The sequence below is a fragment of the Actinobacillus suis ATCC 33415 genome, from assembly GCF_000739435.1.
GTDB classification, from domain to species: domain Bacteria; phylum Pseudomonadota; class Gammaproteobacteria; order Enterobacterales; family Pasteurellaceae; genus Actinobacillus; species Actinobacillus suis.
The window spans coordinates 1,586,636-1,608,996 of sequence record NZ_CP009159.1; the positions used below are offsets into that span (position 1 = coordinate 1,586,636).

The following is a 22,361-nucleotide window of genomic DNA, read 5'->3' on the forward strand; positions in this document are numbered from 1 at the left end:
ACAGACTCTTGGGCAAATTTCCGTGTTTTTTAATGAATTCATGGTTAGAAATATGCTTAATATTATTTTTAGACGACTACTGCAAATTATTTTAGTGGTTTGGTCGGTTGGTACTCTCACTTTTATTCTGACTCGACAGCTCTCGGGGGATATGGCTTATCGTATAGCGGCAAGTCGTTACGGTTATGATCAAGCTGATAGTGCTGCTGCCGAATTAGTACGCGCCGAATTAGGACTAGACCAACCGTGGTGGCAAAGCTACGGAAGCTGGTTACTCGACCTTTTACAACTTAATTTAGGTAAATCCTTAGTTACCGGAGATTTAGTCTGGAACGAAATTGCCCATCAATTCGGGCATACACTTAGTCTTGCTATTGTTGCGCTCGTTATGGCAATTATGATTGGTCCGATTCTTGGTGTGCTTGCCGCTCGCAAAGAAAATGGCTTTTTTGACCGCTTCACCCTCGTATTTAGCACTCTGTTTCGTTCCGTACCAGCATTTATTATCGCCATCGGACTAATTACGCTCTTTTCGGCAACATTACACTGGCTACCAGCCGGCGGTTACGGGAAATGGCAACATTTTGTTTTACCGGCATTTACGCTCGCATTAGGGCTGAGTGCCGTTTCGGTACGTGTTACTCGTGCGGCAATGTTACAGGTAAAACAATCCGAATATTACCAATTCGCTCGTTTAAAAGGGCTTTCAAAATGGCAAACTTTTACTCGCCACGGTATCCGCAATATCGCTATTCCAGTAATTGCTTACCATGCCGTACAGCTGGTTTATTTGATTGAAGGAGTGGTTGTAGTAGAAAGTCTCTTCGCTTGGCCAGGTAGTGGACACGCCTTAGTGCATGCCGTTATTGCTAGAGACGTGCCAATGATCCAAGGTACTTCTCTCGTGATGGGCGGTTTATTTGTCCTGTTAAATATGTGTGCAGATATGCTAAGTGCATGGATTGATCCTCGAATTACTAATAAACGTCATGGAGAATAATAATGAATAAAATGACATTCAGCCAAAAAGTCGGTGCAGCGATTCTTGCCGTGTTGCTTGCTTTTGCCTTTTTACAGCCCTATTTTTATCCAATGGATATTGGCTTCCAAGATCTGACAACGATTCTCGCCAAACCTGGTGAACTTGCGTGGTTTGGCACGGATCACCTCGGGCGAGATATGCTAGCCCGCCTTGCTTCGGCGATTCGTTTATCATTCGGTCTATCTCTTTTTAGTGTATTTTGTGCATTAGTTGCCGGGCTGGTATTTGGTATTCTAGCCGGCTTTTTCGGTGGATGGGTGGATCGACTATTCAGCTTTATTTGCGATTTAGTGATGGCTCTCCCCGGCTTATTACTCATTCTATTATTTGCTTCATTGTCCCCAGGGTCATTTTGGACGCTTTATTTAGGTATCGCTTTAGTGATGTGGGTGGAGTTTTTCCGTGTGATTCGAGCGGTCAGTCAAACTCTAGCTTCCAGTGCTGAAATCGAATCTTCTCGCTTAATGGGAATGGGATTAGTTTATAGCTTTAAACGCCATCTTTTACCACGTTTACTACCGCTTATTGTAACCCTAAGCGCTTTCTCGCTAGGTAATGCCATTCTGGCATTGGCAACACTCGGTTTTGTGAATGTGGGACTACGTCCACCTACAGCTGAATTAGGTTTAATGATGACTGAATTATTTCCTTACTATTATGAAGCCCCTTGGATCTTTATGCAGCCGGTGATTGCTGTCTTTTTAATGGTTCTCAGCCTTCAACTTTTATCAGGGAGAGTAAAATAATGGCACTATTACGCATTGAGAATGTTGGAGTAAAAACTAGCACAGGTTTAACCTTAGTTGAGCCGATAAGTTTAACGCTAGAACAAGGTAAAAATATCACGATTCTCGGTGAAACCGGCTCAGGGAAAAGCCTGTTAATTCAGGCAATTATGGGTGCTTTGCCAGAAGGACTTGAAGCAAGCGGTCAAATTTTTGTAGAAAATAGCAAAACCGAAAACACACAGCTAGAATCGCTTTGGGGTAAAACCTTGGTAATGTTGCCACAAGAGCCTCGCCGTTCTCTTGACCCAATTATGACGATTGGTAAACAGCTTTGGGAAAGTTTTTTCTTCGTAGCTAAAAAAGATAAACAAGCGGCAAAAACCGAAGGAACAAACACTCTTGAGCATTTGGGCTTAAAAGCATGGGAAACTGCATATCCGCACCAACTCTCCGGCGGTATGGCTCAACGAGCTTCTTTCGCTGTCGCTACGGCAGCCGGCGGTAAAATTTTATTAGCTGATGAGCCAACCAAAGGGCTCGATCAAAAAAGCAAAACCAATGTGATCCAATTACTAAAACAGACTTATCAGAATCAAGGCGGTTTGCTCACTATCACACACGATATTGAAGTTGCCGAACAATTAGGTGGCGAAATCTTAGTGATGAGAAAAGGGCAGTTATTAGAAAAAGGTGCTGCGGAAACATCGCTTGCTAACCCGCAACATTCGTACACCAAAGCCTTGATTGCCGCCGATCCGAAACATTGGCAAGCGGTCGAAAATTCGCAAAATTTTGCAAAAAATCAACCGCTTGTCTCGGTAAAACATCTGAGTGTTGCACGAGGTAAACGAACACTTTTCAGCGAACTTTCATTTGACTTACACCAAGGCGAAATCTTAGGTGTTGTCGGACATAGCGGTATCGGCAAAAGTACGCTCGCTGATGTGTTATGTGGTTTGCTTAAGCCTAAATCAGGCGAAGTAATTTGGCACAGCCAGCAACATAAAAAACACCAGGTATTGAAACTGTACCAAGATCCACCGGAAGCCTTTGCACCGACAGTCAGTTTACAAACACTTTTGGATGACGTGGTTAATAAACATAAGTTAGATCGTTCGCAAATTCCAACTTTACTGCAACAACTGGCTCTTTCTCCGGAAATTCTCACCCGTAATGCAGAAAACGTCTCAGGTGGTGAATTGCAACGTGTTGCGATCTTACGTGCATTATTGCTTGAGCCGGTGTTACTTTTTGCCGATGAAGTGACTTCTCGCTTAGATCCGATCACGCAAAAAGAGACGATTGAGTTATTAATCAATCAATGTCGCCAACGCAAATGTGCATTAGTGATTGTTAGCCATGATCCATATTTAATTGAGAAAAGCTGCGATAAAGTGATTGATTTAACTCAGTTTATTTAATACTTCAGAAAATAGCTGATTTATACTAACGAATCATAGCAACAAGCGGTCGTTTTTGATGAAAGCTTTGCAAAAATTGCTTTGTTCTCTTAAAAACGACCGCTTATTTTTATTTTATTCGCTGATATTATTCAACTAAGTCTAACATCTCCTGTGCATTAGCAAGCACCGCATCAGTAATCTTACTTCCGCCTAATAATCTTGCTAAGGCCTGGACTCGTTCCGCTTGAGTTAATAGCGACATTTGAGTTTCCGTCTGATTATTTTCCACATACTTTTGTACATTGAAATGGTGATGACCGTAACTTGCCACCTGCGGCAAATGGGTTACACAAAGTACCTGACATTTCTTACCTAATTGGCGTAACAGCTTACCAACTGTGGTTGCTGTCGGGCCGCTAATCCCAACATCTACCTCATCAAAAATAATTGTCGGTGTGGATAATTTATTTGCCGTCAACACCTGTACCGCCAAGGAAATACGGGATAACTCACCACCGGAAGCTATCTTGGCTAACGGCTGAGCCTGTTGCCCTAAATTACTGCGCAAATTAAATTCAACAGCATCAGCTCCGTTACTCGATAGCTTTTTACCGTCGTGTTGTACATCAATAAAAAACTCACCGTTTTCCATTGAAAGATGTTTGATTTGTGCGGTCACTTGCTCCGCTAATTTTTTACCTGCCTCAAGACGCTTTTGGTAAATTTGCTCAGCCAACTGAATGGATTGCTGGTAAGCGGTTTGCTCCTCTGCTATTAACTGTTCTTCATTTCCGGCAAAATCCACCAACTTTTGTAATTCATCTTGGAGTAGCGAATGATGTTGCCATAAGTTTTCCGGCAATACATGGTGCTTGCGAGCTAATTGAATCGTTTTACTGATACGTCCATCTAATTCATTTAATAAATCCGGATCTTGCTCTATTTTGCTGGCTAAATCACTTACTTCAGAACTAGCTTCCTGAACTTGAATAAGTGATTCATTTAGCATATTTAGTGCTGATTGATAACGTGAATCAACTTCGACTAAATCTTCTAAATGACGAATTGCCTTATATAACATTGAATCGACATTTAATTCATTTTCGCTCAGTAAATCTGTCACCCCTTGGGATAATGCGGTTAATGCTTCTGAATTGGATAATCGGCTATGCGTTTCTTCCATTTCCTCAAATTCACCTTGCTTAATCGCGAACTCATCTAGCTCATCCACTTGGTATTGCAATAGCTGTTTACGAGCTTCATTCTCTTGGCATTGTTGGCGAAAGTTTTTAACTTGCTGATGTAATTTCTTCCAACAATAGTATTGGCTACTCATTTCATTCAACAAGCTATGGATACCTGCATAGTTATCCAATACCTCCAACTGATACTCACTTTTTAATAATAATTGCGGTGCGTGCTGCCCATTCAAATGAATCAGATATTGGCCTAACTCTCGCAGTTGAGAAATTGGTAACGGGCGATTATTCACGAATGCTTTAGAACGCCCTTCTTGATTAATCATACGGCGTAAAATACATTCTTGCGGGTTATCTTCATCTAACAACTCGTGTTGCTGTAGCCACGAATAAGCAGGGCTAGTCGGTTGCATAATAAAAGTTGCGGTAATATCCGCTTTATCTGCACCATTACGAATCATGCTACTTTCCGAACGATAGCCGAGGCAAAGGCTTAACGCATCAATCGCAATGGACTTACCGGCACCGGTTTCGCCAGTAATGACCGACATTCCTTCATTCAGTTCTAACGTTAAGTGACGAACAATCGCAAAATTATTAACCGTTAATTGAGTGAGCATAAAACACCTGTAAAAATATATCCTGTATAGATATATACTATAACTGTTTTTTTAAACAGTAAAGTATTTTTGCAAGATTTTTGCTAAATCCGACCGCTTGCCATAAAAAAATCCTCGCTGATTTTCATCAACGAGGATTTTCAAACTAATTAATCTTACTATTAAATAAAGACTTGTTCACCAATACGATACCCTTGTGGCGCTTGTTCTTTATCTTCAAAAGTTACAAATTCCCAAGCATTTTCGTTAGCGAGGATTGCACGTAATAACTTGTTATTTAAGCCGTGTCCTGATTTATATGCGCTAAAATCACCAAGGATATTATAGCCACACATAAATAAGTCACCGATTGAGTCTAACATTTTGTGCTTCACTAACTCATCTTTATAGCGTAAGCCTTCTTCATTCAGGATACGATATTCATCTAATACAATCGCATTATCAAGGCTACCGCCCAATGCTAAGCCGATTGATTGAAGATATTCAACATCTTTCATAAAGGTGAAAGTTCTTGCACGGCTGATTTTGTGAATAAAGTTTTCAGCAGATAATTCCATTTTGAAATTACGCACATCTTTGCTGATCATCGGATGGCTAAAATCAATAGTGAAATCTAATTTTAAACCTTTGCTATAAGGTTTCATTTCCGCCCATTTATCACCTTCTTCCACACGTACCGTTTCTTTGATACGGATGAATTTTTTCGGTGCATCTTGCTCTTCAATACCAGCATCTAATAATAAATAGATGAATGGGCTCGCACTGCCGTCCATAATCGGAATTTCAGGCGCATCTACTTCAACAATTAAGTTATCTAAACCTAATGAAGCCATTGCCGCATTTAAGTGTTCAACCGTTGAAATACGTACACCGTCATCATTAATCATACAAGTACAAAGTTGCGTATCACGAATGGATTCCGCACTTGCAGGAAAATAAACTGCTGGCTCTAAATCTGTACGAGCGTAAATAATCCCCGTATTAGCTGGGGCAGGACGTAACGTTAACGTTACTTTTTTACCGCTGTGCAAGCCGATACCTGTTACTTTGGTTGCTTGTTTTAGCGTTCTTTGTTTAATCATTATTCTGTCCTTATTCCCTATATTGGGCGATCTTACTGACCGTTTCTCATAAACCCTGGAATGGAGTTCGGAGACCAAACTTGAGAAGAATCAACTTGTTGTGGTTTTGGTGCCGCAGGTTGCGATTGGCTAAATTGAGCAGGTTGCTGAGTATAACCTTGCTGAGGCTGCGCAAACGCTGGCTGAGCCGGTTGTGCCTGTGGCTGATATGCAGCTTGAACTTGCTGCTGAACTTGTTGTTGCAACACTGGCGTTCTTGGTAAAGTTAATTCTTCTGCTTGACCAATACCTGTCGCTACTAAAGTTACACGTAATTTACCTTCCATTTCAGGGTAAACCGATGTACCGAATACAATTGTTGCATCTGGAGCTGCAAAGCTATGGATATAATCCATGATTACATCAACTTCGTTAAGTTCAATATCTAAACCTGATGAAATACTTACTAAGATACCTTTTGCACCGGATAAATCAACATCTTCTAATAGAGGACTTGCTACCGCATCATGCGCCGCACGCTCTGCGCGATCTTCACCCTCTGCAATACCGGTACCCATCATTGCACGTCCCATTTCAGACATAACTGTTTTCACGTCTGCAAAGTCCACGTTGATTAAACCCGGTGAAGTAATCATATCGGTAATCCCTAAAACGGCATTGCGTAAAATATCATTTGCCGCTTTAAAAGCATCCATCATTTTCGTATTTTTCGGTAATACTTTTAATAATTTATCATTCGGGATGATGATTAATGAGTCTACGTGTTTAGACAGCTCTTGAATGCCTTGTTCCGCATAGCTCATACGTTTGTTACCTTCAAAACGGAACGGTTTCGTTACGATTGCAACTGTTAATGAACCTTGTGATTTTGCAATATCTGCAATAACCGGTGCCGCACCAGTACCCGTACCACCACCCATACCGGCAGAGATAAATACCATGTCCGCACCTGCAAGCATATTAGATAATGCTTCACGGTCTTCTTCTGCAGCTTGACGACCTACATTCGGATTTGCGCCAGCACCTAAACCTTTAGTGATATTCGCACCAATTTGAATGGTTTGGCGAACAGAACTTGTACGCAATACTTGCGCATCCGTATTCACTGAGAAAAACTCAACGCCACCAACACCTTCGTTATTTAGGTTTCCGTCAACCATATGGTTTAGCGCATTACCGCCACCGCCACCGACGCCAACAACCTTGATTACCGCATCTTGTGTTGTTTCATAAATAGGTTCAAACATTTTTCATCTCCCTACGTGCCAACTTGCTCGTCAACACTATTAAAAACTCGATTTTGCCCAATTAACAGCTTTCTTTACGCCTCTGCCTAAAACATCAAGGAGCGTATCTACTTTCTCACCAATTTCACCACCGCTACCCTTTTCGTCAGAATTGTAATGGCTATACTGTAAAAGACCGAGTACTGTTGCATATTGTGGTTTATTTACATAGTCCGTTAACCCTGTAATATTTAACGGATATCCAACTCTTACTTGAGAGCCGAAGATATTTCTTGCACATTCTACAATATCTTCGATTTGCGAACCACCACCAGTAAGCACAAAACCTGCAATTAATTCCTGTTTTATGCCTTTTTGGAACAATTCATGGCGTAATTGAGTTAACTCGTTCTCCACCACCTTCAATAAATCACTATAACATTGTGAAGTTACTGTCGCAACTTGCGCCTTAGTGAAGGTTCTCGGCATTCGACCGCCAAGTCCAGCTACCTCAATTTTTTTCTCAGCATTATGAGTTGGAGGGTTAATCGCACTACCATAATTCATTTTGATACTTTCGGCTTCATTACGTGAAGTCGTAAATACATGCGCAATATAATCAGTGACGTTATTACCAGCAAATGGAATCACTTTACTAAAACGTAATGCACCATCTGTATAAACTAAAACATCCATTGTGCCGCCACCGATATCAATTAAGCAGACACCTAATTCTTTCTCATCTTCGGTTAATACGGAATAACTTGATGCAAGACCCGAAAAGACCACTTTATCCACTTTCAATTTTGCACGTTCTACTGCATTTTTTAAATTGCGTAACCAATCTTGATGACAAGCAATCAGATGTGCTTGAGCTTGTAAACGCATACCGGATAGCCCCACAGGGTTTTTCGTTGCCGGTAATCGATCTACTTTATATTCCTGTGGAATAATATGTAACGTTTCTAATCCATCTGGTAATTTAATTGAGCGCGCAATATGAATAGCAGAATCAATATCTTCATTCGTTACTGTTCCACCAAGTGGCACAGTACCGCTTTCATTTAAAGCAGTGATATGTTGTCCAGAAATAGCAAGCGTTACACCAATAATTTGGCAATCCGATACTGATTCGGCTTGTTCAATCGCTCGTTGGATCGAATTCACCGCGGCATCTAAATCAATAACACCGCCTCGATCAACGCCTTTAGCTGGGCAAACACCCGAGCCAATCACATTTATAACGCCGTCTGGCAAAACTTCACCAACAACAGCTACAACTTTTGATGTGCCGATATCTAAACCGACAATTATTTTGGATTCTGCTATTTTTGTCATATCACTATATTATGCTTGCTAAGAATTATTGATGTACAGGACTAAAACCGACAGCCGCACCATGTTCATAGCGCAGATCCACATAAGCCAGTCTTTGTCCTTCAGGAACATTAATTTCCGGAAAAATCGTCACAAAACGGTCGATTTTAGGTGTCCATTCCCCTCGACCGAGGCGCAGCTCTACATGATTTGATAAAGTGATCGTCCAAGAACCTCTGTTATCCACTGCAACGGATTGCAACTCTAAATTTCGAGCTTTTAAGTCCGCTTTAATTTTACTCCACGCATCTAGAACAACTTTTCCTTCTGTATCGGGCCCATAAAGTACCGGAAGTCCCGTTTTATCCATTCGATCTGCGGGTAAACTAAAGACCACACCCTGCTCAGAAAGAAAGTTCGTATTATTCCAAATAGCAACTGGATTATGCTCAATTAACGTAATGCTTAAACGATCAGGATAAAGCTTTCTGACTACCACATCTCGCACCCAAGAAATACCAAGTAATTTCTCTTTAACTTGTTGAATATCTTGGCCGAAATATCCTTTTAGAACAGGCTTTTGCGATAAAGTTTCCCGAACGTCCGCATTTGTTGTGAATCGAGTTTTATGAGTAAGTGCATAAGCTCGAATCGGAGATTTATCTAAATTCTCCAACCAATGATGCCAATTACTATAAACGATAAATGCGAAGATTACGCATAATAACACAATCAACGGTTTAATTAATACTAACCGATTAAAGGGATTTGCTGAAGATTTTGCTTTTAACGGCTTAAAACGAACCGAAGGTGCCGTTTTTTTGCGTAAAACAGAAACCATTAGGCACTTAACTCCAATACACGCTCGACTAATTTTTCAAACGGAATACCGACCGTTGCCGCAGATTTCGGGAAAATACTATGGCTTGTCATACCCGGACAAGTATTCACTTCAACTAAATTAAAGTGACCATTTGCATCTTCCATCACATCAATTCGGCTCCAGCCACGACAACCAACCACATCGTAAGCCGCTTTAACTAATTTTGCTACTTCCGCTTGGCGTTCATCGTTTAATGCCGGCACGACATATTGGGTATTATCCGATACATATTTCGCATGATAGTCATAAAACTCACCATCCGGAATCACTTGTACTGCCGGTAATACTTGACCATCTAATACAGGAACGGAATATTCCTTGCCTGCCAAGAAAGCTTCAACTAATACGATTGAATCGAACTTTAACGCTTCTTCTACCGCCGGTAATAATTGCTCAACCGTTTTTACTTTAGTTACGCCGACACTTGAACCTTCGCTTGAAGGTTTCACAAATACCGGTAAACCTAATTTTGCAATAATTTGTTCGGAATCGACCGCTTCACCACGGCGAACAACCACCATTTCTGCTGTTGGTAAGCCAACCGCTTGCCACATTAATTTGGTACGGAATTTATCTAGAGTTACTGCTGACGCCATTACGCCACAACCGGTATAAGGAATGCCCATTTGCTCTAATGCGCCTTGTAACACACCGTTTTCACCGATGCCGCCGTGTAAAATATTGAATACGCGTTGAATTCCTTTTTCTTTTAATTTTTCAATTGGGAAATCTTTAGTATCAATACCTTCTACATTATAGCCTAGTGATTTTAATGCTTCGGTTACTGCTGCGCCCGAATTTAGCGATACTTCACGTTCTTGAGAAACGCCGCCAAATAGCACTGCAATTTTTTCATCTTTAATGCTCATTTTTTATCCTTTCTTAATTTGGACACAATGCATCGTGCCCCTACTACTCAATTCAAGATTCACAAGCGGTTAATTTTGCAAAATTTTTTGCAAATCTTACCGCTTATTAAGCTTTCCAGCTCTCTGCTAAACCACGTGAAATACGGCTTACGCTGCCGGCGCCTTGTGCAAGAATTAAATCACCGTCTTGGATAATTTGATCTAATACTTCACCAAGCTGATCGGTATCTGAAACTAAAATTGGATCGACTTTACCCAAATTGCGGATTGAACGGCATAACGCTTTACTGTCCGCACCAACGATCGGCGCTTCGCCTGCCGCATACACTTCGAGCATAATTAACGCATCTACTTGCGATAACACTTGTACGAAATCATCAAATAAATCACGAGTACGTGAATAACGGTGCGGTTGGAAAATCATCACAACACGTTTATCTTCCCAGCCCGAACGAGCCGCTTTAATCGTTACATCCACTTCGGTCGGATGGTGACCATAGTCATCGACTAACATCACTTTACCGTTCGGACGAATAAATGAACCTAATTGGTCAAAACGACGGCCTGCACCTTGGAAATCGGCAAGCGCAGATAAAATCGCTTCGTTGCCAATGCCTTCTTCTTTCGCTACCGCAAGTGCCGCAGTTGCATTCAGAGCATTGTGTTTACCCGGTACATTCAACAATACGTCAATACGTTCACCGTTCGGGCAAACTACCGTGTAGTGACCTTGGAAACCGGTTTGTTGGTAATCTTCGATACGGTAATCAGCTTTATCACTAAAGCCGTAAGTCACAACTTGGCGACCGACTTGCGGTGCAATTTCCATCACGGTTTCATCATCGGCACACATAACCGCTAAACCGTAGAACGGTAAGTTACGCAGGAATTTTACGTAAGTTGCTTTCATCTGCTCGAAATCACCGCCGTAAGTATCCATATGATCCGGCTCGATATTCGTTACCACCGAAACCATCGGTTGTAAATGTAAGAATGACGCATCGCTTTCATCCGCTTCCGCAATTAAATAGCGGCTTGCACCTAAATGCGCATTTTTACCTGCCGATTTAACCAAACCCCCGTTAACAAAAGTCGGGTCTAATTGTGCTTCGGTATAGATCATCGAAATCATTGCGGTGGTTGTTGTTTTACCGTGAGTACCCGCAATAGCGATACCGTGACGGAAACGCATAATTTCCGCTAACATTTGCGCACGTTGAATCACTGGAATACGAGCTTCTTTTGCTGCTTTTACTTCCGGATTAGTATCATCAATCGCACTTGAAGCCACGACTACGCTTGCACCAATAATATTTTCCGCTTGATGCCCGATAAAAACTTTTGCTCCCGCTTCAACTAAACGTTTAGTTACAGGGCCTTCGGCAATATCCGAACCTGAAATTTGGTAGCCTTCATTCAATAACACTTCGGCGATACCGCTCATGCCCGCACCACCAATACCGATAAAATGGATTTGATTTACACGGCGCATTTCCGGCACTAATTTTTTAACTTTATCTTGGAAATTTTTCATTGTTGTTTTCCTATCTGTACAACCAAATATTTTTGTTGGTTGCGTTTAAAACTATTTCGCTTGTTCGATAATCACTTCTGCTACACGTTGAGCGGCTGTAGGCGTTGCTTTTGCTCTGGCTTTGATCGCCATTTCAGTTAACTTTTGGCGATCAGCAATTAACGGCTGTAACGCACTTAATAAACTTTCTACCGTAAAATCTTGTTGTTCAATAATGATTGCCGCACCGTCATCCGCTAAATAAGTCGCATTCAAATATTGCTGACGATCTTTATGTTGATAAGGCACAAAAATTGCCGGTAAACCTGCTGCGGCAATTTCACATACGGTTAAAGCGCCTGAACGACAAATCACTAGATCCGCCCAGTTATAGGCTTGTGCCATATCGTCAATAAATTCGGCGGCAATACCGTTACCGGTCGCTTGATAAATGTCTTCCACACCACTGAGATTGCCTTTTCCTACTTGATGGCTAATGAACACATTTTGACCAAGTTGCTTAGCCGCTTCAGGTACGGTTTGGTTAATCACTCTTGCGCCTTGGCTACCGCCCATCACTAAAATATTGATCGGATAACCTCGTTCGGCAAAACGAATTTCTGGCGCTTCAAGCTGAGCAAGATCTTCACGCACAGGATTTCCCACCACTTCCGCATTTGGGAATGCGGTCGGGAATGCTTGTAAAACACGACGAGCAATTTTTGATAACCAAACATTAGTTAAACCGGCAACCGCATTTTGCTCATGTAAAATAACCGGTACGCCGCATAATTTCGCTGCAATGCCGCCCGGCCCAGATACATATCCACCCATACCGAGCACCGCATCAGGTTGATAATTTTTAATGATTTTACGCGCCTGCATCACCGCTTTGAAAATGGCAAAAGGCGCTTTTAGCAATGCCCCAATACCTTTTCCTTTTAATCCGGAAATTTGAATAAACTCAATTGGAATACCATGCTTTGGCACAAGGTCAGCTTCCATTCGATCTTGAGTTCCCAGCCAACGGATCTCCCAACCCTGTTTTTGCAGTTCTCGTGCAACCGCAATTGCCGGAAACACATGGCCACCGGTTCCACCTGCCATGACAAGAAGTTTTTTAGTCATTTTGATCTCTTTTACAAAAATTTGAGCGTAATCGCTCACTTATTAGATTTTTTAGACAAATTGTTGTTATTGTACAGGAAATTGACAATTTACGGAAAAAGAAAGCGGTCAGTTTTTGCAAATTTTTTGCAAATTCCGACCGCTTGTTTCTTTAAATTTCCTTGATTTGTGCATGCCCTATCAAAGCAAGGCGATTTTCGTAATCAATTCGCAGTAAAATCGCAATCGCAATCGACATAATCACTAAGCTGGATCCACCATAACTGACTAATGGAAATGTTAAACCTTTGGTCGGTAGTAAACCTGAAGCGACCCCTAGATTTACGAAGCCTTGTAAGAAGATCCAAATCGCAATCCCAAAAGCTAAAAAGCCACGGAAGCGTTCTTCCAATTTCAGTGCATCTTTACTGATTTTAAGCGCTCGTAACGCCAAAGAAACGAGCAAGATCACAATCGCGACAATACCGATAAATCCAAATTCTTCGCCAACTACCGCCATAACGAAGTCCGTATGGGCTTCCGGCAAGTATTCCAATTTTTGTACCGAATTACCTAAGCCTTGTCCCCAGAACTCACCTTGACCAAATGCCATTTGCGAGTTAGAAAGCTGGAAACCGTCACCATAAGCATCCGCAAAAGGATCCATAAATGAGGTAACACGTTTAAGACGATATTCGGATGTCAGGACCAAAAAGGCAAACAAGATCGCCGCCGCAATACCTAGGAACAGGAACTGTAAAATTCTCGCCCCCATAATAAATAGCATAGCAAACGTTAATACGAATAATACGAACGTACTACCTAAGTCCGGCTGTAGCAGTAACAAAATACCAAAAATAGCTAAAATCACCATCGGACGAATAAAGCTCGCACGCTTGGTACGCATTTCATCATATTTACGCACATAGAAACTGGCGAAATAACAAATAATGGCTAATTTTGCCAATTCCGCCGGCTGGAAATTTATCGGCCCGAGCGGGATCCAACGTGTCGCACCGTTAACATTACGTCCAAAAACCAGCACGACTACTAAAAACAGTAACGATATTAAGAAAAAGGCAACGTTACGTTTTTCCCAACTTTCGGTCGGAATTTGAACCACAACCACAAAGGCGAATAATGACGCCGCTAAATACATTCCATCACGCACCGCAAAATAAAACGGATCATTATTTAAACGGGTACTGACCGGAATTGATGCCGAGGTGACCATCACAAAACCGATAACTAATAAGCCAAAAAACAGCCAAATCAATGTGCGATCATATAGCGAATTAGTCGGTGTTAATCGTATCCATTTATCCCATTCTGTCTTAAATCTTTCTAACATATTAAGCGGTTACTTCCTGAGCTAATTTTACAAAAACGTGTCCACGTTCTTCAAAGTTCTTAAATTGATCGAGGCTTGCGCAAGCCGGCGACAATAACACCATATCGCCTTTTTTCAGTTGCGGGCGGATTTGTTCAATCGCTTGCTGCATAGTTTCCACCAACACGCTTTGGTTTGATAATGCGGCTAATTGCGCACCGTCCTGACCGAAGCAATAACAAACGATATTCGGTTTATTGATAAGTGGTTTTAACTCGGAAAAATCCGCCGCTTTACCGTCACCACCAAGTAATAAATAAAGCGTTCCCGCTACTTGTAAACCGTTAAGTGCTGCCACCGTACTACCAACATTGGTTGCTTTTGAGTCGTTCACCCAACGTACGCCGTCATTGGTTTTGACCGCTTGGAAACGGTGATCCAAACCGCCGTACACTTGCAATGCTTTTACAATCCCTTCACGCGGAATGCCCGCCGCTTCGGCTAATGCCATCGCCGCTAACGCATTCATTTCATTATGACGACCTGAAATCAGCATTTCTTTGGTTGGGATAATTGCATCATCACCCGAATATAAAATACCGTTACGCATAGTGTACTCGGCATTATGTTCTGCAAAACGAATCAATTTTTTGACCGCTTGCGTTTCAAGCGGATAAGTCAGTCTATCTTCACCGTTTACAATCACATTCTCAGCATTGTCGTAAATACGCAATTTCGCTAAACGATATTCTTCCACCGAGTTATTGTAACGATCCATATGATCTTCACTGATATTTAAAATGGTTGCCGCGACTGCTTTTAAAGAAGAAGTGGTTTCTAATTGGAAGCTGGACAGTTCCAACACAAACAATTCATATTCTTCATTCAATAGACTTAATACCGGCACCCCAATATTGCCGCCCATACCGACTTTAATCCCTGCTTGTTTTGCCATTTCAGTCACTAATGTCGTGACTGTGCTTTTGCCGTTTGCCCCGGTAATCGCAATAATCGGCGCTTTCGCTTCACGCACAAATAATTCAATATCACCAACCACTTCCACACCGGCGTTGATGGTTTGTTGAATTTCCGGTGTAGCCAACGCAAGTCCCGGGCTAATCACAATTAAATCAGAAGCTAATAGCCACTCGCTGTTTAAACCGCCGGTATGCAACGATACATCTGCCGGAAGCTGGTCGGCACCTGCCGGTTTTTCACGGGTATCAATTACTTGTACTTTTGCTTGCTTATCCGCAAAAAATTCGACACAAGATAAACCTGTTTTGCCTAAGCCGATAATGGTAACGACCTTATCTTTATATTGGTTTTGCATAATTGAATCTCTTTATAATTGGTAAAAATTTGGATAAATCAGACCGCTTGCAAGCGAAAAAGGTGGGACAAGCCCACCTATGATTAACGAAGTTTTAACGTGACTAAGCCAACTAATACAAGCATCAAGGTAATGATCCAGAATCGCACGATAACACGAGGTTCCGGCCAACCTTTTAATTCGAAGTGATGGTGAATCGGCGCCATACGGAAAATACGTTTTTGACGAAGTTTATATGAACCGACTTGCAAGATTACCGAGAGAGCTTCCACCACGAATACACCACCCATAATCACGAGTAATAATTCTTGGCGAACCAATACCGCAATCGTGCCTAATGCACCGCCTAATGAAAGTGAGCCAACATCGCCCATAAATACTTGTGCCGGGTAGGTGTTGTACCATAAGAAACCTAAACCTGCGCCAACAATTGCGGTACAGAGAATTACCAATTCACCGGCATTCGGTACAAACGGAATATGTAAATATTGCGCAAAATTAAAGTTACCGGTCGCCCATGCAATGAGTGCAAAAGCCGATGCCACCATAATGGTTGGCACAATCGCTAAGCCATCTAAACCGTCCGTGAGGTTTACTGCGTTTGAAGTGCCGACAATTACAAAATAAGACAGAATGATAAAGAAAATACCGAGCTGCGGCATAAAGTCTTTAAAGAACGGTACCACTAACTGAGTCGCTGCTGTGTCTTTACCTATCGCATAGATGCCGAATACTGCAACCAGCGCAATCACTGACAGCCAGAAATATTTCCAGCGGGCAATTAAGCCATCGGTATTTTTACGTTTGATTTTCCAATAATCGTCAACAAAACCGACCGCACCGTAGCCGAATAATACGAACAGCACAAACCAAACATAGCTGTTACGTAAATCCGCCCAAAGTAAGGTACTCACACCAATGGCGATTAAAATCATAATACCGCCCATGGTCGGCGTACCGCGTTTTTTGAAGTGGCTTTCCGGACCGTCATTACGCACTTCTTGACCGAATTTTAATAACTGCAAGCGACGAATCACTTCAGGGCCAATCCATAAACCGATACCCATTGCAGTAAGCAATGCCATAATCGCACGGAAAGTAATATAAGATACAACGTTAAATGCCGTATTGTATTGAACTAAATACTCAGCAAGCCAAACTAACATAAGAAAAACCCTTGTTAAATCATACTAAGCGGGCAATCGCCCACAAATTTTATCCATATTAAATAGCGTCACGAGTCATAACCCATTTTCACTATCTACCTTAAAATTAAAAAGAAACACCTAAAGAAAGGCATAAAGCAGAAATCAATGTTTCCATTTTTTGGCTACGAGAACCTTTTGCTAACAACACTAGCGGTTGTTTTTCTGCAATTTTTTGCGAAATAATCGGCAATAAGAAATCGTGCATCGCTTGTTTATCAGTAAAGTGATGTGCAGTCTCTCCACTAATTACCGCACTTTGCTGACCAAAACTCACAACTAAATCTAAATTTGCTTCACGGACGAAATCCGCCACTTGTTGATGACAAGCCGCACTTTCGTCACCGAGTTCCGCCATATCTCCGACCGCAAAAATGCGGAACGCCGGATAATTTTTCAATACCGCCACCGCCGATTTCATTGAATCAACATTGGCATTATAGGTATCATCAATCAATAAACAATGCTGATTAACTTCAACCGGATACAAGCGACCTTTCACTTGCGAACGTTGCTCCAATCCGGCTTTGACCGCATTTAAATCCGCACCGACCGCCATAGCGAGCGAAGTTGCGGCTAAAGCATTGCTAACATTATGTGCGCCTAAATAAGGTAAATTAATTTCGATTTCGCCTTGCGGAGAATGTAGAGTGAAATGAGAACCGGATAAGCCTAATTCCACATTTTCCGCCCAAAAATCTGCATACGAATCTTGATCCGAACCGGTATAGCTGAATGATTGCAGCTCATGCTCACCAATTTCTTTTTGCCATTGTGGGTAATAGAACGCTTGGTTCACAATCGCTTTACCACCGGCTTTTAAGCCTCGATAAATTTCGCCTTTCGCTTGTGCCACACCGGCAAGTGAGCCGAAACCTTCTAAATGTGCCGCTGCAACGTTATTCACTAAACAAGCGTCCGGTTGAGTAATTTCTGTGGTATAAGCAATTTCACCGATATGGTTTGCACCGAGTTCTACCACCGCAAATTTATGTTGCGGCGTTAAACGTAATAAGGTCATCGGCACACCGAGGTCATTATTTAAATTACCAAAGGTATAAAGCACCTCATCTTCACAAGCGGTCATTTTTTGTAAAATTTTTGCCGTCATTTCTTTTACGGTGGTTTTGCCTGAAGAACCGGTCATCGCCACGGTTTTCGGATTAAGTTTCGCTTTTAACCATTTGGCTAACTCGCCTAACGCTAAGCGTGTATCTTTCACGACAATTTGCGGTACGGAAATTTCACATTCACGTTCAACCACCACTGCCACACAGCCTTGTTCCACCGCATTAGCTAAGTAATGGTGCGCATCAAAGTTCTCGCCTTTTAACGCAAAAAACAGCCCGTTTTCGACCGCTTGTCGGGTGTCGGTGCTGGTGGTTTCCACCACTACATTGCCATCACCAATCAACTGCGCATTAAGAATGCTGGCAATTTCATTTGTTGTTAGTTTTATCATTTTCTTCTTTCAAAAATATTTGCTGTAAACCTCGTACTATATGTACGAGGTTACTGATTGTGCGGTTGCTCTGCAACCTAATCACTCGTCGCAGAGCGACGATACTATGCGTAACCTAGCATATTTATGCTAGGCATCTCGCCGCTGTCTCCTGATCCGAAAAATGATGCTTAGTCGTACCAATAATCTGGTAATCCTCATGTCCTTTACCCGCAATCAAAATGACATCTTTTGCACCGGCTTGTTCAATCGCAGTTTTAATGGCTTGTTCACGATCGTGGATCACTTGTACTTTCTCCACTTGAACGAAACCTTTGAGAATATCCGCCATAATCTTGGTATTATCTTCAGTTCTCGGGTTGTCATCGGTTGCAATCACTTTATCCGCTAATTTTTCTGCAATCGCCGCCATCATCGGGCGTTTACCCGCATCGCGATCGCCGCCACAACCGAAAATACAATAAAGCTCACCTTCGGTATGCAATCGTGCCGCTTGCAATGCTTTTTCTAACGCATCCGGCGTATGGGCATAATCGACTAACACAAGCGGTCTATTTTGCGGATTTTTTTGCGAAACGACACATTCCATTCGTCCAGCAACCCCTTGCAGAAGCGGTGCGGTTTCAATTAATTTTTGCAAATCGTGACCAAGTACCAATAAGCTGGCTAATGTAGTAAGCAAATTATTGACGTTAAATGCACCGATTAAACGGCTATTTAGTTCGCCGTTTCCCCAGCTTGATTCAAACGCAATTTTTACGCCTTGTAAGCTAAAGCTAACATCGGTCGCTTTAACGAATTTATGGTCGCTACTAAAGTGAGCATCGGTACTGACGGCAACTGCATTCGGTAATTTTGCTAACCATTCACGGCCAATCTCATCATCTGCATTTAATACTTGTGTTTTAGTATTTAATTCGCTAAACAAACGGAATTTTGCTTGTGCATATTCTTCCATTGTCTTGTGGTAATCGAGATGATCACGACTTAAATTGGTAAATACTGCTAAATCATAGCTTAACGCTTCCGCACGATATTGTGCTAAGCCGTGCGAAGAGACTTCCATCGCACAAAAATCAGCACCCATTTCCACAAAGCTGGCTAAATTGCGTTGTACTTCAATTGCCGAACCGGTGGTATTTGCCGCTTCTTGTACTTTGCCGTATAAACCGTTACCGATCGTCCCCATTACCGCAGATTTTCCGCCTAATAGGTTGTGCCATTGGGCAAGTAATTGAGCGCTTGTGGTCTTGCCGTTGGTACCAGTTACCCCGACTAGGGTCAGTTTTTCGGACGGATTGGCATAAAACGCACCGGCAATTTCCGATAAAATACGAGCTAAATTCGGCACTGAAACCACCTTACAAGCGGTACGATCTAAGTTATATTTTGCAAATTTCGCATCTAACTCAATTTCAGTTTGCCCTTCATCCGCTTCCGCTAAGACTAAACCCGCACCTTGCTCAATCGCTTTTTGGATAAATTGGCGACCATCAACTTGATGCCCTTTTAGCGCCACAAACAGATCGCCTTCACCAACTTGGCGAGAATCTAACGTCATTTGCTTAAGCGGTTTTAACTCTGCTACCCAAGCATCTAGTTCGGTAAGAAAAGGAAGTAAACGTTTCATATTGTTACCTAATTTATTGTTGTTCTAATTTACTTTTTGTTCCGTTCTAATTTCACGCACGGCACTTTCAGTGTCGATTAGATTATCCGGTTTGATATTTCTTGCTTTCAAGGTGTAACCCATAATGCTTGAGAACAACGGCGCTGAAACCGAACCGCCATAATAAGCTCCGGCTTTCGGCTCGTTAATTAACACCACTAACGCAAAGCGGGGATCACTTGCCGGTGCCACACCTGCGGTATAGGCAATATATTTTTCTACGTACTGACCTTTTTCAAGTTTACGTGCCGTACCGGTTTTTACCGCCACACGATAACCGTCAACCGCTGCTTTCTGCCCCCCCTCACCTTTTTGGGCGACACTTTCCATCATATGCACTACGTCTCGGGTGATTTTTTCAGGCAATACACGCTCACCGATAACTGGTGGATCAACTTTAGTAATTGAAAGCGGTCGATAAATGCCGAAACTTCCCAAAGTTGCATAAGCTCGAGCTAACTGTAATGGCGTAACATTTAAACCGTAACCGTATGCCATGGTTGCACGTTCGATATCAGACCAACGCTTACGATCACCGTTCGTTCCTCGTTGTTCACCTAAACCTAAGCCGGTATCTTTACCAAAGCCGACTTTGCTATACGTATCGACCAATGCGGTCGAAGGCATACGTAATGCTAAGCGACTCACCCCGATATTACTCGATTTTTGCAAAATACCGGTTAGAGATAAACTCTCACGAGGCGCAACGTCTTTAATCGTATGACCATTTACCACAAACGGACGTGTGCTAATCACCTCGTCACGATAAGTCGCACCGTTTTGCAATGCAGTTAATACCACTAAAGGTTTAACCGTTGAACCCGGTTCAAAAGTATCGGTAATCGCTCGGTTACGCATTAATTCGGGTTTGAAGCTATTTCGTTTGTTCGGGTTAAACGAAGGCGCATTTGCCATTGCTAAAATTTCCCCGGTTTGCACGTCAACTAATACCGCCGTGCCTGACTCAGCATTATTGGCAATAACCGCTTCTTTAATTTTCTTATATACTTCGGATTGCAATTCTTCATCGATACTCAACATAACGTCTTGCGGATCGTATTGTTTTTCATCTCGAATATTTTCAATCACATTACCACGTGCATCTTTACGAATCACTTGGCGGCCGTTTTTACCAATCAGTAAAGAATCGAAGCTACGCTCTAGACCTTCCGTACCATGTACGTCATCAATATCGGTAAAACCGATTAATTGCGAAGCTTCTTCAGCTAACGGATAGAAACGGCGTGATTCGGCTTTTAACACCATACCGTCAATTTTCAGTTCTTGCGCATAATTGGCAATACTTTCAGATTCATGACGTGCAATATAAATAAAACGTTGGCGAGAAGCTTTATACAAACGATTCATTAAATCGTTATATTTTTCTCCAACTGCTTTAGCGATAGCTTCCATCTTTGAACGATCCAATTGCGCTGCTGCAATTTCTTGCGCCACAAATTGTGAATGCGGATTATTGCGCACAGTGCTAATCAAACTGTTGTAATCCAAACCGGTTGATTGCGCCAACAACGTCCAATAATTCTCACTTTTAGTATTCAAAATTGAACGAGGATCAAACTCTACTTTTTCTTTAGATTTATTTTTTTTCTCAATAAAATCGCTGACACTTTTCTCAATTTTACTTTTTGAACTGCCCATTTCCATTGCTAGCAATTTCCAACGGTCTGATGAGCGTTTGAGTTTGCTGTCAAAATATTCACGGGGATCTAAAGTAAGAGAGTACATCGGTACACTGATAGATAAGAAGCGTCCGTCACGATCTAAAATTCGACCTCGGGTAAACGGAAGCTCTTTAGTACGGAGTGAGCGATTATTCGCTTCATTGATAAGACGTTCAGAGTCAAATAACTGAATATGCGCAGCTTTAGCAATTAGCATTCCCGCCATCACAAGTATGAAAAGACCAACAACACCAAAACGAATCGGGAGATAACTCGGTTCATTTTTAGTGCTGGCTTGTTTTTTTGCCTCTATATTCGGCTCTGGTGCTGCGGGTTTACGCTTTAATTTAACTGACTTTGCCATTATTTATTCAACCAAAATAACTTCTTGCTCTTTTTTAATCTGTTGTAAACCGAAGCTAGCTGCTGCAGCTTCAACACGAGATTTCTGGCTTTTTGCATTTTCTTCCAGCTGTAAGTGAATATATTGATTTTCCAACTTACGATTTTGCTGAACTAATTTTCCTTGCTCTGCGGTAAGCAAACGAGTTTGGTGAGTAATCCAAATAGTACCAATTGCGGTTAACACCGTTGCTATCAGTAAAATCAATGCAACTTTATTGTGGCCGGTTAAATCATCTAGAATAATTTGGTGGAGCGGATAACGTTCATTACTTGCCATTCGTTAACT

General features: G+C 41.9%; 18 protein-coding genes. 3 read left to right on the top strand and 15 right to left on the bottom strand.

Going from position 1 to position 22,361, the window contains the following annotated elements; genetic code table 11:
* Window positions 1-52 precede the first annotated feature (52 nt).
* The 3 genes from ASU1_RS07210 to ASU1_RS07220 are packed head-to-tail and all read left to right on the top strand — an operon-like array spanning window position 53 to window position 3,191.
* Complete coding sequence (locus ASU1_RS07210) at window positions 53-1,000, top strand: ABC transporter permease (RefSeq protein ID WP_014992109.1); 948 nt, start codon at window positions 53-55, stop codon at window positions 998-1,000.
* A gap of 2 nt (window positions 1,001-1,002) precedes the next feature.
* The gene (locus tag ASU1_RS07215) at window positions 1,003-1,788 is read left to right on the top strand and encodes an ABC transporter permease (protein WP_014992110.1); all 786 of its coding nucleotides are present in this window, start codon (window positions 1,003-1,005) and stop codon (window positions 1,786-1,788) included.
* Window positions 1,788-3,191, top strand: coding sequence for an ABC transporter ATP-binding protein (locus tag ASU1_RS07220; RefSeq protein WP_014992111.1), 1,404 nt, complete (start codon window positions 1,788-1,790; stop codon window positions 3,189-3,191). The genes ASU1_RS07215 and ASU1_RS07220 overlap by 1 nt, the downstream gene beginning before the upstream one ends.
* A gap of 127 nt (window positions 3,192-3,318) precedes the next feature.
* On the opposite strand, the gene recN is transcribed toward ASU1_RS07220, so the two are convergent.
* From recN to ftsL, 15 genes are all read right to left on the bottom strand, one after another.
* The gene (recN, locus tag ASU1_RS07225; protein ID WP_014992112.1) at window positions 3,319-4,992 is read right to left on the bottom strand and encodes a DNA repair protein RecN; all 1,674 of its coding nucleotides are present in this window, start codon (window positions 4,990-4,992) and stop codon (window positions 3,319-3,321) included.
* Window positions 4,993-5,153: 161 nt separating this feature from the next.
* Window positions 5,154-6,074, bottom strand: coding sequence for a UDP-3-O-acyl-N-acetylglucosamine deacetylase (gene lpxC / locus ASU1_RS07230; protein WP_014992113.1), 921 nt, complete (start codon window positions 6,072-6,074; stop codon window positions 5,154-5,156).
* A 32-nt stretch (window positions 6,075-6,106) separates the two neighbouring features.
* Complete coding sequence (gene ftsZ / locus ASU1_RS07235) at window positions 6,107-7,321, bottom strand: cell division protein FtsZ (RefSeq protein ID WP_014992114.1); 1,215 nt, start codon at window positions 7,319-7,321, stop codon at window positions 6,107-6,109.
* 39 nt (window positions 7,322-7,360) lie between these two features.
* Window positions 7,361-8,638: a cell division protein FtsA gene (gene ftsA, locus ASU1_RS07240; protein ID WP_014992115.1), complete on the bottom strand. Its 1,278-nt coding sequence runs from the start codon at window positions 8,636-8,638 to the stop codon at window positions 7,361-7,363.
* Between the two features lie 25 nt (window positions 8,639-8,663).
* Window positions 8,664-9,458, bottom strand: a complete 795-nt coding sequence (locus tag ASU1_RS07245; protein ID WP_005622225.1) for a cell division protein FtsQ/DivIB — start codon at window positions 9,456-9,458, stop codon at window positions 8,664-8,666.
* A complete protein-coding gene (locus tag ASU1_RS07250; RefSeq protein ID WP_014992116.1) occupies window positions 9,458-10,369 on the bottom strand; it encodes a D-alanine--D-alanine ligase in 912 nt (303 codons plus the stop codon). The genes ASU1_RS07245 and ASU1_RS07250 overlap by 1 nt, the downstream gene beginning before the upstream one ends.
* A 106-nt stretch (window positions 10,370-10,475) precedes the next feature.
* Window positions 10,476-11,903 (bottom strand): UDP-N-acetylmuramate--L-alanine ligase, encoded by a 1,428-nt coding sequence (murC, locus tag ASU1_RS07255; RefSeq protein WP_014992117.1) that lies wholly within the window; start codon window positions 11,901-11,903, stop codon window positions 10,476-10,478.
* A 51-nt stretch (window positions 11,904-11,954) separates the two neighbouring features.
* Complete coding sequence (murG, locus tag ASU1_RS07260; RefSeq protein ID WP_014992118.1) at window positions 11,955-13,010, bottom strand: undecaprenyldiphospho-muramoylpentapeptide beta-N-acetylglucosaminyltransferase; 1,056 nt, start codon at window positions 13,008-13,010, stop codon at window positions 11,955-11,957.
* A gap of 151 nt (window positions 13,011-13,161) precedes the next feature.
* A complete protein-coding gene (gene ftsW / locus ASU1_RS07265; protein ID WP_014992119.1) occupies window positions 13,162-14,340 on the bottom strand; it encodes a putative lipid II flippase FtsW in 1,179 nt (392 codons plus the stop codon).
* Between the two features lies 1 nt (window position 14,341).
* Window positions 14,342-15,652: a UDP-N-acetylmuramoyl-L-alanine--D-glutamate ligase gene (murD, locus tag ASU1_RS07270; protein WP_014992120.1), complete on the bottom strand. Its 1,311-nt coding sequence runs from the start codon at window positions 15,650-15,652 to the stop codon at window positions 14,342-14,344.
* 83 nt (window positions 15,653-15,735) lie between these two features.
* Window positions 15,736-16,818 carry a phospho-N-acetylmuramoyl-pentapeptide-transferase gene (gene mraY, locus ASU1_RS07275; protein WP_014992121.1) on the bottom strand — a complete coding sequence of 361 codons (1,083 nt, stop codon included), beginning with the start codon at window positions 16,816-16,818 and terminating at the stop codon, window positions 15,736-15,738.
* A 106-nt stretch (window positions 16,819-16,924) separates the two neighbouring features.
* Entirely contained in the window at window positions 16,925-18,319 is a 1,395-nt protein-coding gene (murF, locus tag ASU1_RS07280) for a UDP-N-acetylmuramoyl-tripeptide--D-alanyl-D-alanine ligase (RefSeq protein WP_014992122.1), read from the bottom strand.
* A gap of 124 nt (window positions 18,320-18,443) precedes the next feature.
* On the bottom strand, window positions 18,444-19,949 hold the full coding sequence (murE, locus tag ASU1_RS07285) for a UDP-N-acetylmuramoyl-L-alanyl-D-glutamate--2,6-diaminopimelate ligase (protein WP_014992123.1): 1,506 nt from the start codon (window positions 19,947-19,949) through the stop codon (window positions 18,444-18,446).
* A 24-nt stretch (window positions 19,950-19,973) separates the two neighbouring features.
* The gene (locus ASU1_RS07290; RefSeq protein WP_014992124.1) at window positions 19,974-22,034 is read right to left on the bottom strand and encodes a penicillin-binding transpeptidase domain-containing protein; all 2,061 of its coding nucleotides are present in this window, start codon (window positions 22,032-22,034) and stop codon (window positions 19,974-19,976) included.
* 3 nt (window positions 22,035-22,037) lie between these two features.
* Window positions 22,038-22,352: a cell division protein FtsL gene (ftsL, locus tag ASU1_RS07295; protein ID WP_014992125.1), complete on the bottom strand. Its 315-nt coding sequence runs from the start codon at window positions 22,350-22,352 to the stop codon at window positions 22,038-22,040.
* Window positions 22,353-22,361: the final 9 nt, after the last annotated feature.